The 13,521-nt window shown below is 64.2% G+C and carries 21 protein-coding genes; 1 reads left to right on the top strand and 20 read right to left on the bottom strand.

Features of this window, described 5'->3' with window-relative positions:
- Positions 1-68: 68 nt before the first annotated feature.
- The 3 genes from JTE92_RS18335 to JTE92_RS18325 are packed head-to-tail and all read right to left on the bottom strand — an operon-like array spanning position 69 to position 2,852.
- Positions 69-2,231, bottom strand: coding sequence for a phage terminase large subunit family protein (locus tag JTE92_RS18335; protein WP_063238559.1), 2,163 nt, complete (start codon positions 2,229-2,231; stop codon positions 69-71).
- Entirely contained in the window at positions 2,224-2,613 is a 390-nt protein-coding gene (locus JTE92_RS18330) for a DUF1441 family protein (RefSeq protein WP_169834806.1), read from the bottom strand. The genes JTE92_RS18335 and JTE92_RS18330 overlap by 8 nt, the downstream gene beginning before the upstream one ends.
- A gap of 5 nt (positions 2,614-2,618) precedes the next feature.
- Positions 2,619-2,852, bottom strand: coding sequence for a hypothetical protein (locus tag JTE92_RS18325; RefSeq protein ID WP_063238557.1), 234 nt, complete (start codon positions 2,850-2,852; stop codon positions 2,619-2,621).
- 466 nt (positions 2,853-3,318) lie between these two features.
- Here JTE92_RS18325 and JTE92_RS18320 point away from each other — a divergent pair, with 466 nt between their 5' ends.
- Entirely contained in the window at positions 3,319-3,582 is a 264-nt protein-coding gene (locus tag JTE92_RS18320; protein WP_084254526.1) for a hypothetical protein, read from the top strand.
- A gap of 159 nt (positions 3,583-3,741) precedes the next feature.
- On the opposite strand, the gene JTE92_RS18315 is transcribed toward JTE92_RS18320, so the two are convergent.
- From JTE92_RS18315 to JTE92_RS18240, 17 genes are all read right to left on the bottom strand, one after another.
- A complete protein-coding gene (locus tag JTE92_RS18315) occupies positions 3,742-4,191 on the bottom strand; it encodes a helix-turn-helix domain-containing protein (RefSeq protein ID WP_147318554.1) in 450 nt (149 codons plus the stop codon).
- An 8-nt stretch (positions 4,192-4,199) separates the two neighbouring features.
- Positions 4,200-4,616, bottom strand: a complete 417-nt coding sequence (locus JTE92_RS18310) for a hypothetical protein (RefSeq protein ID WP_063238554.1) — start codon at positions 4,614-4,616, stop codon at positions 4,200-4,202.
- Positions 4,613-5,053 carry an XF1762 family protein gene (locus JTE92_RS18305; RefSeq protein ID WP_198065738.1) on the bottom strand — a complete coding sequence of 147 codons (441 nt, stop codon included), beginning with the start codon at positions 5,051-5,053 and terminating at the stop codon, positions 4,613-4,615. The genes JTE92_RS18310 and JTE92_RS18305 overlap by 4 nt, the downstream gene beginning before the upstream one ends.
- Positions 5,050-5,409, bottom strand: coding sequence for a hypothetical protein (locus tag JTE92_RS18300; protein WP_063238553.1), 360 nt, complete (start codon positions 5,407-5,409; stop codon positions 5,050-5,052). The genes JTE92_RS18305 and JTE92_RS18300 overlap by 4 nt, the downstream gene beginning before the upstream one ends.
- Positions 5,406-5,531 carry a hypothetical protein gene (locus JTE92_RS30645; RefSeq protein WP_255286403.1) on the bottom strand — a complete coding sequence of 42 codons (126 nt, stop codon included), beginning with the start codon at positions 5,529-5,531 and terminating at the stop codon, positions 5,406-5,408. The genes JTE92_RS18300 and JTE92_RS30645 overlap by 4 nt, the downstream gene beginning before the upstream one ends.
- A gap of 13 nt (positions 5,532-5,544) precedes the next feature.
- Positions 5,545-5,787, bottom strand: coding sequence for a hypothetical protein (locus tag JTE92_RS18295; RefSeq protein WP_063238552.1), 243 nt, complete (start codon positions 5,785-5,787; stop codon positions 5,545-5,547).
- Positions 5,784-6,290, bottom strand: coding sequence for a hypothetical protein (locus JTE92_RS18290; RefSeq protein ID WP_063238551.1), 507 nt, complete (start codon positions 6,288-6,290; stop codon positions 5,784-5,786). Before JTE92_RS18290 ends, JTE92_RS18295 begins: the two co-directional genes overlap by 4 nt.
- 1 nt (position 6,291) lies before the next feature.
- Positions 6,292-6,729, bottom strand: a complete 438-nt coding sequence (locus tag JTE92_RS18285; RefSeq protein ID WP_198065737.1) for a hypothetical protein — start codon at positions 6,727-6,729, stop codon at positions 6,292-6,294.
- Positions 6,726-7,535, bottom strand: coding sequence for a DNA-methyltransferase (locus JTE92_RS18280; RefSeq protein ID WP_084254525.1), 810 nt, complete (start codon positions 7,533-7,535; stop codon positions 6,726-6,728). Before JTE92_RS18280 ends, JTE92_RS18285 begins: the two co-directional genes overlap by 4 nt.
- A complete protein-coding gene (locus tag JTE92_RS18275; RefSeq protein WP_063238550.1) occupies positions 7,532-7,774 on the bottom strand; it encodes a hypothetical protein in 243 nt (80 codons plus the stop codon). Before JTE92_RS18275 ends, JTE92_RS18280 begins: the two co-directional genes overlap by 4 nt.
- Complete coding sequence (locus JTE92_RS18270) at positions 7,771-8,838, bottom strand: YdaU family protein (protein WP_147318553.1); 1,068 nt, start codon at positions 8,836-8,838, stop codon at positions 7,771-7,773. Before JTE92_RS18270 ends, JTE92_RS18275 begins: the two co-directional genes overlap by 4 nt.
- Positions 8,835-9,257 (bottom strand): nuclease domain-containing protein, encoded by a 423-nt coding sequence (locus JTE92_RS18265; RefSeq protein WP_084254523.1) that lies wholly within the window; start codon positions 9,255-9,257, stop codon positions 8,835-8,837. The genes JTE92_RS18270 and JTE92_RS18265 overlap by 4 nt, the downstream gene beginning before the upstream one ends.
- Before the next feature lie 14 nt (positions 9,258-9,271).
- The gene (locus tag JTE92_RS18260; RefSeq protein ID WP_063238548.1) at positions 9,272-10,363 is read right to left on the bottom strand and encodes a DNA-methyltransferase; all 1,092 of its coding nucleotides are present in this window, start codon (positions 10,361-10,363) and stop codon (positions 9,272-9,274) included.
- 289 nt (positions 10,364-10,652) lie between these two features.
- Positions 10,653-12,269, bottom strand: a complete 1,617-nt coding sequence (locus JTE92_RS18255; RefSeq protein ID WP_063238547.1) for a DNA cytosine methyltransferase — start codon at positions 12,267-12,269, stop codon at positions 10,653-10,655.
- A gap of 14 nt (positions 12,270-12,283) precedes the next feature.
- The gene (locus JTE92_RS18250; protein ID WP_063238546.1) at positions 12,284-12,622 is read right to left on the bottom strand and encodes a MarR family transcriptional regulator; all 339 of its coding nucleotides are present in this window, start codon (positions 12,620-12,622) and stop codon (positions 12,284-12,286) included.
- Between the two features lie 63 nt (positions 12,623-12,685).
- Positions 12,686-13,051 (bottom strand): hypothetical protein, encoded by a 366-nt coding sequence (locus JTE92_RS18245; RefSeq protein ID WP_147318552.1) that lies wholly within the window; start codon positions 13,049-13,051, stop codon positions 12,686-12,688.
- Between the two features lie 108 nt (positions 13,052-13,159).
- Complete coding sequence (locus tag JTE92_RS18240) at positions 13,160-13,468, bottom strand: transcriptional regulator (RefSeq protein WP_063238708.1); 309 nt, start codon at positions 13,466-13,468, stop codon at positions 13,160-13,162.
- Positions 13,469-13,521: the final 53 nt, after the last annotated feature.

Genomic DNA, 13,521 nt, shown 5'->3' with positions numbered 1-13,521 from the left:
TTTCGTTCACGCAGATCATCAGGGTTCAAGTCCGGCAGTGCCTGCGGTTGGATTTCGGGCGGAGTGGATCACCCCAAGTACGACGAGCGGGCGACGCGGCGCCTGCGGACTGCCGGCGCGGCTGGCGCTGCTTCGGCAGGCGGACGCTCAACAGCCACGCTTGCCTTCATCTCGCGGCGACCCTCGACCGCTATCAGTTCCGAGTTCTCCGCCAGAGGCTTCGCCCACGTGGGGGCGCGGCCCCAGTTCTTGATCTTGTCGGCACCCAGACGCAGGCGCGCGGCGATCGCGTAGACGCATAGGTCAAACGCCTCGTTTCGCTTGCGCACCTGGCGCCAGACACCTCTCGGGTCGCGGACTTCGGCGGTGAGTTCGTCGAAGAACGCCATCGGCAGCCAACCACCGGGATTCTGCGGGCTCTTCGGCTTCGGGAAGTGGTAGTAGCCGGGCCCGGGCGACGGCCGCCGCAGCCCGGCAGCGACCTCATCCTTCAGCAAATTGGGGTTGAAGACGTAGAGCGGGATGTCGCCCTTCTCACGCCCGTTGCGGTTCCCAACCCACGATTCCTTGATCCGCGGCGCCGTTTTTGACGAAGCGCCTTTCACCAGCATCACCCGGCCGTGCAGCCCCTCGCGCCGAAGGCGCCGGTACCACGCATACGCCTTGTCGGTAACGCCGTCTTCGCCACCCGAGTCCACGGCGACCATCTTGACCCGCAGTTCCAGCCCATCCATGGGCGTGCGGTAGGTGGCGCGTACCACGCGCTCGGTCAGCACGTCCCAGTCCTCTGCATAGCTCGCCGGGTCGATCGGTGCCATGCCGCCCATGCCTTCGCGCGCCGACTCGGTGAGGTTGTAGCGGTCGACCAGCCACTGCTCATTGTGTGGCCCGTGTGCGTGCACCTGCACGACGAAGCGCGCGTTGGTACCGCCCTGCACGTCGACCTGAGCTGTCAGGAAGCGCGTCTGCTCCGGCACGATGTAGCGCGCCAAGCCCTGCTCCGCGCGATCGGCCGGGCCAACTGAGGTTCGGCCAGCCTCCGCCAGATGCCGGCTCATGTAGGGCATGCCCTGGTCGACGTTGGTCGTGTTCTTGAGCGGCTCTTCGTCCCCGCTGAGTTCGTACTGGCGCAACGCCTGGAAGTAGCGCAGAAGAAGGGACTTCCACGACTGGAAGGCGGCCGCGACACCGCCAAGCCAGTAGCCAACCGTCGGCGAGGTGACGGCCTCTCCGATCAACTCGTCGTCTGCGGTGATGTGCTGCCCCTCAGCCAGCCAGCGGCCGCACCGATTCAGCGCCGGCTTCGCCTTCGGCAGGTGGACCGCACCGCAATGCGGGCAGATGATCCGGTTGTACTGATCGGCCAGGGCGTTGATGTCGCCCTCGCGGACGATCTGACCTAGTTCGTCATCCGACGGCAAGTTGAACAGCCCCAGGCCGGGAGCGGCTTCAAACCACTCTCGGCAATCTGGGCACTTCCAGTACCAGCGGCGCCGGTCGCTCCCGTTGTATATGCCCAAGATGCCGCTCGTCGGCGGCGCCTCGTGCGGTGTGGCAGGCCGCCAGTTTGGGTCTTCCAGATCGCGGCCGGGCGAAGACTCCGCCAAGGCCATGCCCCGGGACATGAACGTCGTGGTGCGCTTCAGTCCAAGAGGAAACGGCGCACCTTCGCCGCCGATGTCGTCCGGCATCCGGTCCAGATCCGTGAAGGCGACATAGCGATAGGTCGACCCGGACAGGTTCGAGACGGTTGGCCAGGCGATGCGCAGCCACATGCCGTGCCGGAATTGCTTGTCGTGCACGGTATCGTCCTGGCTGGCCGCCGATTTCATAGCCGCGAGGTTCGGCGAGTGGCGCAGGGCTCGATCGATGTCCGTTTTTGAGAACTCGCGCGCCTTATCCTGCGACATCTGGACAATCAGCATATCGCCCGGGTCATTCACAGCGGCATGCGCCATCCAGCCGAGCAGCAGCGCAGCAGTCTTGCCTGTACGCGCCGGGCCGATGAACGCCAGTGCCTCGTGTCGCCGACTGGCAAGCATGTCGGTCGGTTCGACCATGTACGGCGTCTCATCGGGGGACCAGGGTGTGGCTGGCCCTCCGGTCTGCTTGATGATGAGGTTCTGTGCGGCGCCCTCACTCACCGACATGCGCTTCGGCGGGCGGAACGCCTCGAACGGACTCAGCACGTCGCCGAGTGCGATGGCGTAGTGGGCGGTTTCGTCAAACATTCCCGCCCCCCATTCTTTCGAACACATCCGCCAGTTCGGCCAAGGATTCATCGACCTGCCGGCCGATTTCCTCGGCAATGTCAGGCGCCAGCGCCAGGCGCCGCTCTAGGTGATCAGGCAAGGAGCGCAAGGTTTGGGCAATCGTGGAGTAGGCCGTGGCGGTCGCCTGCACCACCGCGGCACGGGAAACGTACTCGCCGCTCTTGATCTTGAACTCGAGCTCATTCAGGTCAGCCTTGGCCCGCTCATTGCGCGCCCGGGCCTCATCGAAGTCCTCAAGCACCGGGGGCTTCACGTACTCCTTCGGCTTCCGGCCGGCGCCGGAGCGCGCACCGCCGTGGCCGTTGCCCTTCGAGGTGCGGGCCGGGGTCGTTTGGCTCATCCCCATCAACCCCTTGCCGCGCACTCGGCGGTCGCCGCGGTCGGCTTCAACCAGGCATGAAGCTCCGAGGCGCGCACGAATAGCAGCCCGCGCTCGCCAAGCTTCACCAGCTCGAGCGGCGCCTCACCCCGCCTGATTGCGGACTCCAACAGATCGACGGAGATGCCCACGAGGGCGGCCGCAGCGGCGAGCCGGTAGAGGCCTGGCGACGCCGCGGGCGCAACTTGATTTCTTTCCATGCCGAAAATGGTGCGTTTTCGGTGCTGTCGCGTCCTGCGGATGGATTTCGGGGTTCTAGCTGTGGTGTCGGGGCTGGTGGGGATGTTTCAGTGGTCAATGCCCTGAAATCAAGTTTGAAAATCCGAAAAACTCCCGAAGGCCGGGCCTCTTCGCGCCCGCACGTAGCGGAATCCCTCCGGGGCCCCCGCCAAGTCGGCGATGCGCATGATGGCTGCCGGCTGGAACCATCCGCTTATACACATCTCTTGGGTAGCCGAGCGTCCATCCAGCCGGCAGGGACCGTATAGGAGACGCTGAGAGGACATGTGCGGGTGCACCAATTGGCACGTTGAAGAAAGCGCTTATATCCGGGAGTCATAAATCTAATGACCAAAGTATAAGTTTTCTGCGATGCACAAACTGATGGTGCCAACCTATAGTGCACTTAGGGATGGGAAAGATAGCCACCTGCAGAGGAGGTGGAAAATGCTGAAGAAGGTCTTACTGCTCACAGTTGCAGGTGCTGCACTTGGCGCTGGTGCAGCTTCTGCCGGCACGATGGGGGCGCGTGACCCCTATACAGATGGAGCGAAAGCTGGAAAGTATGACGTCTATGCCGATGGCGCGAGAGTTACGCATAGGCGAGACGTGTACACCGATGGGGCGAGAGCTACAGGCGGGCGCGACGTATTCACCGATGGCGCGAGGGTCACCAATCGCGATGGTTTTGTCGAGGATGATAAAAAGTAGGGACCGGTTTCGCGTCAACTGTTCGCAGTCCGCGAACCAAATTGCCCCACTCTTTCGGAGTTCCCTCACTTTAAGGTACGTGCAGCAGGGCCACCTCACGAAGGTGGCCCTGCCTCGTTCTGTGCTGGTGTGCTGATATGTCTGCTACTCTGCCGCTGGCTAGGCTAGGCAGCCCAGGTCAAGCGGCATTTGGGCGGGGTTGCCTTCCAATGCCTTCTTCTGGGCACGGCGCATGATGAGCGGGATCAGGTCCATACGCTCGATCTTGGTCCGGAGCTGCTGCACCCGGCGCTCAGTCAAGCCAGTGATCTGAGCAATCTCCTTGGAGCCCTTGCCCTTGGCGATCAACTGGGCGATGAGGCGGTTCCGGCGGTCAATCTCTTCCAGATGGCCCTCAGGGATGGCCAGCGTCTCGGAGCCGTACGCCGCGACCAGGCGTCGGAAGGCTGGCAGCCCGATCAGGCGGGACACCGGGTGGTTTTCGTCTGCCGCGGCCGGGACGTACAGGTTGGCGCCACCGAACCAAGCCACCAGCAGCGAGGTGGCCGTGTAGCCGATTTCAGCGCTCACATCCTCCAGCACTCCATTTGCCTTGGTTCTGTCCATCATATCCCCGCTCAGTCAAAGACAACCCCGTAGGTGGAAGCGGCGTGCGCCTCGACCTGCCTCATGTATTCCGCCATCGCCCCGACAGTGATCTCGCCGCTGGCGATCGACGGCTCGACCAGCACTATCCGGCCGTCCGATAGGCGGTGCTCCTTCGGTGGCAGGAACCGCTCCTTCATGTGCTTGTGCCACGTTGCCTTGGTGAACCGACAGCCGGCGACCACCGCCTGCTCCGCGATCGGCTCAATCACCGCTTTCCAGTAGAAGCGCACCTGCTCTTCCGTGCGGTCGGCGCCGTCGTCCACCAGAATCACCCGCATTGGCCGCCCATCGCTGGCCATGGTTGGGGCCGCGGCCTTGACCATGGCCACAACCTCGTTCCAGTCTGCGCGGCCACGCAAGGTGAATTCCCGAAAGACCTGGCTCATACGGACTCCCAGCGCAGTTTCCCCTGTGTCGGGTGCGTATCTACGCGCGGCCGACTCGGGCAGCCCCACGACCCGCCATCCGTTTGCGCCACCAGCCGCCAACCGGCGCCGCGCAGCGACGCCCCGCCTTCTTCCGGTAGCGTGTAGGTGATGAGTTTCCTGTAACCCAACGCGCGAGCCGCCCGCCAAGCGGCGGCGTAAAGCATGCTGCAGGCGTTCGCCGTACCATCCGTGCAGCACCGGTTCACTTCCAACACCCAGCCGTCATCCAACGCCCGAGCCACTGGACGCCCGATCAGCGCCACCCCGACGACCTCGCCGGCATCGGCCACCGCGACACAGAACTTCGTGCCGACGACAGGCCGGTGGTGCCGGTGATGCCTGGCCACAAACGCGTTCGCCTCGGCGAACATTATGGGCACGATGTGTAGCGTCACGCGGCCACCGCTGCTTGGTGGTGTTCGTACAGCGCGGCCGCGGCGCGGGTGATCACCAGGCGCACAGCGGCGGAGGCGTTGTCTCCAATCGCCTCCAACAGCGTCAGGGCTACGCCACCCGGGTATGCAGTGGCAATGGCGTGCTCTCGGCCCACGTTGACGGACAGTCGGCAATCGATTTGCAGGCGGAAGGCGTCGCCGTCGTGTCGCTTCGGGTCGAACAACGCCCATTGGTCGCCTACGCCTACGTGCACGACCTCGAGCTCACGCACTCGGAATCGGCGCACGTCATAGCCGGCGGCGTGCGCCGCGGCCTCGATCAGTTCAATCTCTTCCTTGCTGTACGGCTTCATCATCGGTATTTGGCAGGCAGGTAGATGTCGACAGGGCCCAGCTCGAACACTGCGCGGCCGCGCGGCGCGCGCCAGTACCAGAACCCCCAACGGAGCGGATTGAGCCCGCGGAACTTGATTCGCATGTTTCCTGTTCTCCTATGGAAGTACCCTGTCCACCCAGTACTGGCGCGCAGCCGGCCAGATATGGCCATCCAGCACGCGGCAGGCGGTGTTGTAAGGGATGCCCATCTCGACAGCGATGGTCGGAACAGCCTGATTGCGGTCGGCGACCAGGAACCGCTCGAAGATCTCCATGGCCTGGGCGTAGGTCACGCCTTCGCGCTGCTCCGTGCCTTCCGGCATGGCCGCGGTCGCGGCCGGTGCCTGGGCGGTTGTCATGCGGCCTGCCGCACGTCGGTCAGGGCCGGCACCGGCAGCCGCGCCTTCCCGTCGTATTCCGCCACTACGGCGCGCGTGGCCCTGTCGACCTCGCTGATCTTGCAAAGCTGGATCTGCTCGAACCAAAGATCCAGCGCCAGGCGGATGTCGCACAGCGCGTCGCCGTCGAAGCCCATCCGGCCGGTGCGCTCAAACCGTTCGCGGGCCCGGATCATGCCGTCATTGGCGGCGATTAGCGCCGGCATGATTTCCTCGCCAGTGCCCTCATGTGCCAAGGTGTGGGAGTGGCGTAGCGCGCTGACGATCGTGTTCCATTCCCGCGCGCCGCCGGTGCCGCGCGTGATCCCGTCCAGCGAGGTCAGCACGGCAAGCCGGAAGCGGTCCGCCTCTGATTCGCGCACCGGCAGGCTCTCCACGTACAGGCGCTGTGTCGCGCGCAGTTGGTCGAGTAACGTCGGGCGCGGGCGGTAGGCCTTGTTGCGCTTCTTCTGGCTCTTGGCCATCTCAGAAATCCTCCCGCTTCCAGCCCCCGCCCAGCTTGGCGGGCAGCTTCGTTGCCTTGATGAATCGGAACCAGGGCAGCGCCTCGGCGCACAGCTTGATCTTCATGCCGCCCTTCTCGGTGGTGTAGCCGCCCTTGGTTTCGTGGATCTCGACGCGCATGTCAGCGGCCAGCACCAGAAAATCCACCTCGTAAAAGGTGTTCTTGGCAAGGCGCACGTTCATCGGGTGGAACTTCCAATCGATGATCTCGCCGCGCTGCCTCTGTTGCTCGAGCACGTCGGCATAGGCGCGCTCGGTCTTGTTCATGACGTCCTTGGCCAGCCGGCCCAGCGCGTGGAAGCGCGCCATCGGATCCGCCTTGGTGGCCGGCGACGGCGCAGGCTTGCGCGCCTGGTGAGCGGCAAGCTGCTCCGGCGTCCAGCGAAGCATGCCGCTCATGCCGCGACATCCAATCCGAGGCCGATTTGTTCTGCCTTTCGTGCAGGCGCGTCGAACAGCGACCGTTGCCGCGTCGCGTCTTCGATCCGGCGGCAAGCGACGGCGAAATACTCGGGGTGCTGCTCAACCCCGATGAACTTCCGGCCCATCTTGATTGCGGCCACGCCAGTCGTACCGCTCCCCATGAACGGGTCGAGGACGGTACCGCCCTCCGGGCAGATCTCGACCATTGCCGCCATCAGATCTACGGGCTTCTGTGTGATGTGCTCGCGATCTGCCGGATAGGCGAACTCATAGAATCCGGGCAAACAACCTACGCCACGTTCAATTGGCATAGGCCCCGCGCTTCCCCACACCACGTATTCACACTGAGCGGAAAAGCGCCCCATCTGCGGCCTTGCCGCCTTCTTTGCCCACGGGACCACGCCGCGCCAAACCCATCCGCCACCTTGCAGATAGTCCGTCGAAACCGGCAGTTGCCTCCAGTCGGTGAAAAACAGACCGGGAGCCCCAGGCTTGCTGACACGCAGCGCTGCAGCCGACCATAGGCAAGACCAGAAGTGGAATGCGCGTTGGTCCCGGTTATCACCGCCAAAATCAGTGGTCTTTGCGATGTTCCCGCTACTCGAGCTCAAGTACTTGGTCTTCGTGTCCATCGCGCGATCGCCGCGGAATGCCCCACCGCTTGAATAGGGAGGGTCAGTAATGACCGCATCCGCTATCCCATCGGCCATATCCCTCAGGACTGCCAAGCCGTCGCCCAGATACAGGACCGCGTCTCCAATCACAACCTTCTCCACGCTCATACGCCCTTTTCCCTCATCCATTGGCGGCGCTGCGCCGCCTGCTCTTCCGATACCGGCGAATGCATGTCGCAATGCCGCTCTGTCTCTGCTGCTTGCCAGCGCTGCGTCAATGTTTCCTTCAGGCAGCGCCCCATTCCCACCCTTGCATGCGCGATGTCGCTGGCACGCAGGTGCTCGCCGTCTTCGTCGGGGCGTGGCCTCAGGGTGAAGTGCTCGCAGGTAATGCAGGTGGTCGTCATGCCTCTTCCTCAGCCGGGTAGAAGAACGCCATCAGGCGGGCGTGCATCGCCTCGTCGCGCTCGGTCTCGCGCAGGAGCTGGTGACGCCACGGGCCCTCGCCGGCACGCTTGAAAACACGAACCTTGAACGCCATGAATAGCTCGCCCTCGGCCTCTTTCCAAACGGAGCCCAGTTCCTTCCCCTTGGCCTTAATCCCTTCGGCGCTCAACCACCACTCGACGGACACCAGCGCCGGGGCGCCCGCTGCGGCCGGGCTGCCGGCAGCTGCCGCGGCGGCTTTGGCGGCCTGCTCGCGGGCCGAGCGAATCATCCCGAGGATGTAGCCGGCATTCGGCTTGTCCCCGGGCTTCTTCATGCCGAACACCTCGACGGCCTCGGCGATCTCCTGATCAGACACGGCCAGGCGGACCATCTCCGTAACGTCGGCGTGATTGCTGGTCACCGCCATGCCGTAGGTCTTGCGCAGCAGGATCGCCAACTGCACGTGCCGCGGGTTTTCCTCCCCGGTCGTTGCGTTCAGCAGGTGTGATGTGGCGTGGGCCGCTGCGCCCGCGGTACCGCAGAGGTTCACATCACCACTGACCTTTGAAGCAGTAGGTGATGGTGATGGTGAAGGGCAGTCCTCAAGAACAACCCCGGGCAGTGCATCAGGCACTGCTTCGGGCTGTGCTTGTGGCATGCTTGGAGCACTGCTTGTGGCAGATCCGGGGGACTTCTTGCCCCACCTCTTTTCTGCTGCTAGCGTGGCCTTTGCTACGGCACTTTCCTTGCGTGTCTGGCTTGCTCGAAGCTCTTCATCAGCACGTTTCTGGTGCAGCAATCCGCCCTCTTCCTTGAAGAACCGGATCACGGCAGGCTTTGCCTTCTTCCAGGCGGCTGCCGTAAGGCGAGTGATCTGCGCCAGCGTCGCGTCATCGTTGGGCGGCGGCCCATTGCGCCAGTAATCCATGAGCAGCAGCAGGTATGCCCCGTGCTGCTCGGTGGTCAGGCGCGTGGTGTCCGCAAGGTAGTCGCCGATGAACAGCGGCATCCAGACGTCTACCTTGTCCTTTGCCTTGCTCACGTCGATACCCCCTGCCCCGCCAACTTGACGGCGCGCACCGGCACCCAGCGCTGGTATGCGTCATCCCAGTAGTTGCGGCGCTGTTCCTTCGTCAACCAGTTGCCTTGGTCGATCGCGTGATGGCACCAGGCGCAGCCCGGTACCGTCTTCTCATCGGCGGCCTTGATGGCGCCACCCTTGCCGTGCTTCAACTGGTTGCTGTGGCAGTCGACCACCGTCTCGCGGTCGTGCGAAGGCGCGCCCGGGATAAGCAGGTAGCAAGGCTCGCCGCGGCAGGCCAGCGCATAGCGGCGCTCAGCCATCGGTCGGCGCTTCGGCCCCTTCTTCTTGAAGGGGCTAGGCACCAAGCCGGCCGTCTGCTTCAGCCAGGCGCTGGACCGCAGCGGGGTGTGGCGCTGCAGCAGGCCGGTTCGCTTCATTGGCTTTGACCTGCTCAGCACGGCTCGACCTCCAGCATCAGGCCCGGCTGGCGCGTGCGCTCGGCCTGCAGCGCGATGTAGTCCGGATTGATCTCGGCGCCCAGCCAGCGGCGGCCGAGGCGCTGCGCGACGCTGGCCACCGTGCCGGAGCCCATGAACGGGTCGAAGACGATGTCACCCGGCCGGCTGCCCGCCAGGATGCAGGGCTCGACCAGCGCTTCCGGGAAGGTGGCGAAGTGCGCCCCGCTGTACGACTGGGTGGCAATCGTCCACACAGAGCGCTTGTTCCGCGTCTCGCTGTAGTCGATGTCCTCGCGCCCAGGCCGGTGTTGCGCCTTCTGGCCGTGCTCGCCGTCGGAGTACTTGGTCTCGCGCGCGAAGCTGTTGCGCCTACTACGCTGACGCTCCGCCCAGTTGGACAGTCCCAGCTTGGTACGGTGGCTCTCGTCGCCGTCGACGTAGGCCTGGGCGCCCTTGGCGTGCTGCACATTCCCCGCCAACCCGCCCGTGGCTTGCTCCTTGATCGCGCCCGCATCGAAGCGATAACGTGCGCTCTTGGTCATCAGGAACAGATACTCGTGTGCCTTCGTGCACCGATCTGTGATGCTCTCCGGCATGGGATTCGGCTTGTGCCAGATGATGTCCTGGCGAAGCCACCAGCCGGCGTCCTGCAGCGCAAATGCAAGGCGCCACGGCTGCCCCATCAGGTCTTTCGCCTTTAGGAAATCGTCGCGGATCGTACCGGTTCCGGACTGCTTGCGCTGCGCCGCCTTCATCTGGTTTGCGCTCAAAGCCGAGATGTTCGGCGCATGCTTGCCGGCATGCTCCCGCGACTGCGCGCCCCACGATCCGGCATAGGCGTCACCCATGTTGAGCCACAGCGTTCCATCGTCGGCCAGCAGTTCACGGCACAGGTGGAACACCTCGACCATGTTGGCCAGGAACTCACGCAACGTCGGCTCTTGGCCAAGTTGCCCGGCATGGCCATAGTCGCGCAAGCCCCAGTACGGCGGGCTGGTGACGATGCACTGCACTCGCACGCCGGCGGCGATCAGGTCGCGCATGACGGCGCGGCAGTCGCCTCGGTAGCAGTAGTTGGTCAGCATGCTACGATCCCCTCTCTCGTAAGGGGGTGGACATGGGGCATGTTGAGCTCTATCAGGCCAATGGCTACTACTACTGGCCCGAGGTCAGGGGCGCGGAAGGCAGATATACCGCGGTGGTCAGGTTCGTCTGCATTGAAGAGCATCTGCGGCATGCGGTGCCTGCGCAAAGCGACCAGGTTCCGGGCATCTTCTCCACTCACGAGGCGGCTCTTGATGCGGCCAGAGCATGGGGGCACGAAACAGCGCGAGGCCCTTGGCATGCGTTGAAGTGGATTTGGGGTAGATGAATTCACGCAGCCACCCCCATCCGCTTCGCCTCTCGCGCCGGCCAACTCGCCATATCCGGCACGTTTGCATGCACCAGCGCGGCGGCCATCGGCGGGCTCACGCTGTTGCCGCACATGCGCACCTGGGCATGCTTGGGCAGGCGCCGGCCGTTGATCACCGGCGCGATCACGTAGGAAGCGGGAAAACCCTGCGCGGCGTACAGTTCATGCGGCTCCAGCATGCGCATGCCGATGTCGGCAATCTGGTATTGCTCGCCAGCGACCGTCACCAAGCCGAGACGGTCCTTGGTCGGTATGGTGTGCATCGGGTCGCGGCAATCCTGGTCCTGGCCGCCCTCGCTGTAGTACTTCACCAGGAAGGCGCGGACTTCGCCGATATGCGTGCCGCCGGCGGTCACAGTCGGCGTCGGCACATCGGTCGGGCTACCCGTGCACTCGCCGCGTAGCCTCACCAGGTTGGACGAGACCAGCGCGTGGTGGTCGGCGGTCGTGATGGTGCTGGCAGGCTCATTCAGGCCAACGCCGGGCCCATCGTAGTTGCCGCCGTAATGCTTAGCCAGGAAGGCAGACACGAGCGCATGCTTGGCGCCGCCGGCGACGACCGTGCCGAGCGGCTTGTCCAGTCCGGGCGCACGCGGCGCCTGGCCGGCCCGCTCGCCGTACCCTGTTTGGATCAGGGTTGCCGACGCCAGCGCGAAGTGGCCGCCCTTGACCTCGGCGCATTGCGTGCGGAGCGGCTCGTCGGCGCGGAAAGCGCGCTGGCTGGATGCGTTGGCGCATTCAGTCACTATTGGCGCCATGGTGGCAGCTGGCAGCCGTACGGTGTACGGCGCGGCCGCGTCGATGACGTAGCGGCGCAGACCGCGCGCGATGCGACGCTGGGTAGCCTCCGCCAGCGGGCGCGGGCGCTCAAAAATGGATGGGCACGGGATCGACCAGTCGATGCACTCGGCGGCCGTGCGCCACGGCTTGCGCTGCTTTGCCTTCACCGCGGTGCTACCCGGCGCGCCGTGCGTGGGTTCCGGCCAGACGATGGGCTTGCCGTCGCAGCGGGCGATCAGGAACAGGCGCTTGCGGATGGTCGGAGCGCCGAAGTCGCACGCGCGCAGCTCTCGCCATTCGACGGCATAGCCCTTCTCGTTCAGTTGGCGGACGAACGAGCGGAACGTGTCGCCCTTTCGCTTCGGGCACGGGTTGCCGTCATCGAGAAGAGGCCCCCAAGTCTGGAACTCCTCGACGTTCTCCAAGATGATCACGCGCGGCCGGACCAGTGCCGCCCAGCGCATTGCCACCCAGGCCAGGCCTCGAATCTTCTTGTCGCGCGGCTTGCCGCCCTTGGCCTTGCTGAAGTGCTTGCAATCCGGGCTGAACCAGGCGAGGCCTACCGGCCGGCCCTTCACCAAGTCGAGCGGATCCACGTCCCACACCGACTCGCAATGATGCTCGGTCTGCGGGTGATTCATGGCGTGCATCGCCACGGCCTCGGGGTCGTGGTTGATGGCGATGTCGACGTGTCGGCCAAGTGCGAGCTCAATGCCGCAACTGGCCCCACCACCGCCAGCGAAGTTGTCAACGATGATCTCTTCGGAGATGTCGAGCAGGAACTGGTCGCGGATCATGCTGCCGCCCCTTGTTACAGCGTTGCGGCCGTGGTGGCCGGCGCAGTGTTCGAAGGTTCGGCAGCTAGCTTCAGCAGCTCCTGCGGCTTGCCTGTGTAGAGATCCTTGATGCTTCCGCAGACGACCAGGCGCTTGGCGTCGAGCAGCTCGCGCACGCGACCGCAGACACCGGACAGCTTCATGTTCGTGCGACGCGAGATCTCTTCGCGCGTCAGCTTCGCGCCGGCGCCATCGAAAGCGTTGATCACCATCTGCTGGCTGGCGGAAAGCTCCTTGTCCGTCAAGGAGTGGTACGAGTCGAACTGCGCGCCCGAGACACGGTGGCCCGAGCGGGTGCTGTAAATCTGATCCATGTTTCTCCCCGGCTTTCCGGTAAATGAAAGTGGTACGCGGCGCCTTGTGTCGGCGCGCTACGTTCAGGCTGCTTTCATCGCCTCGATTTGCGATTCCAGCTCGCGGATGCGGCGCTGCTCAGTCGTTTCGCGACTGGTCACGAAGCCGCAGACGCTGTCTTCGTACTGGCGGATGGCCCAGTTGCCGCAGAGCGCCTGGAACTTGATGCGGAAGTCGAACGGCAGGTACTTCTTTCCGCTCAGGATGTTGGAGAGGTGCGACTTGGGCATGCCCAGGATCGCCGCTGCGTCCGAGATCGAATAGCGGACGCGACGTTTCGCCCAGCAGAGGACAGTCGCGTCAGCCTCGTGCCGCAGGCGCGCGATCAGAAAGTCCGCAACCATCTGAGGCTCTCCGACGACTTCGAAAAACGGCATTTCTCGTTGCATCGTTCGCTCCCCCACACAAGTTCCACCTGTTCTCCGTGGCGTTCCACGTACCGAATGGCGTCAAATAAAGGCGTCACTTCGGACGCCTCAATGAAAACTGTGAACCGCCTACGTCTTCTGCTTTCTGCTCGGCGTGCCGACCGAAGGCTGGGTGTCGTCGGTGGCTTTGATTGCATCGGCATCGGCAGCGAGTTCCGGCCAGATCAAATGCCAATCATTCGGGCGCAGGTCTTTTCGGGTCACCGCTCCCTTGGTCGCCATCTCGATCGCAACGCAGCGCTCGATCGCAACGGGACGAGTGCCGCTTGCCCATTGCTGTACAGTGGGGGGCTTGACGCCGACCTGACGAGCGAGTGCAGCTTTCCCGCCTGCGATCTCGCTGGCCCGCTGGATTGCGGATGTGGTTTCTGTGCTCATGAGGCCCATTATATGGCATTGCCTTCTTTTTGCAAGGCATTGCCGTATCTCGC

It is taken from the genome of Cupriavidus oxalaticus, assembly GCF_016894385.1.
Taxonomy (GTDB): Bacteria; Pseudomonadota; Gammaproteobacteria; order Burkholderiales; family Burkholderiaceae; genus Cupriavidus; species Cupriavidus oxalaticus.
Note: the sequence above shows the minus strand (reverse complement) of the source record. Positions and strands in the feature narration are given on the sequence as shown.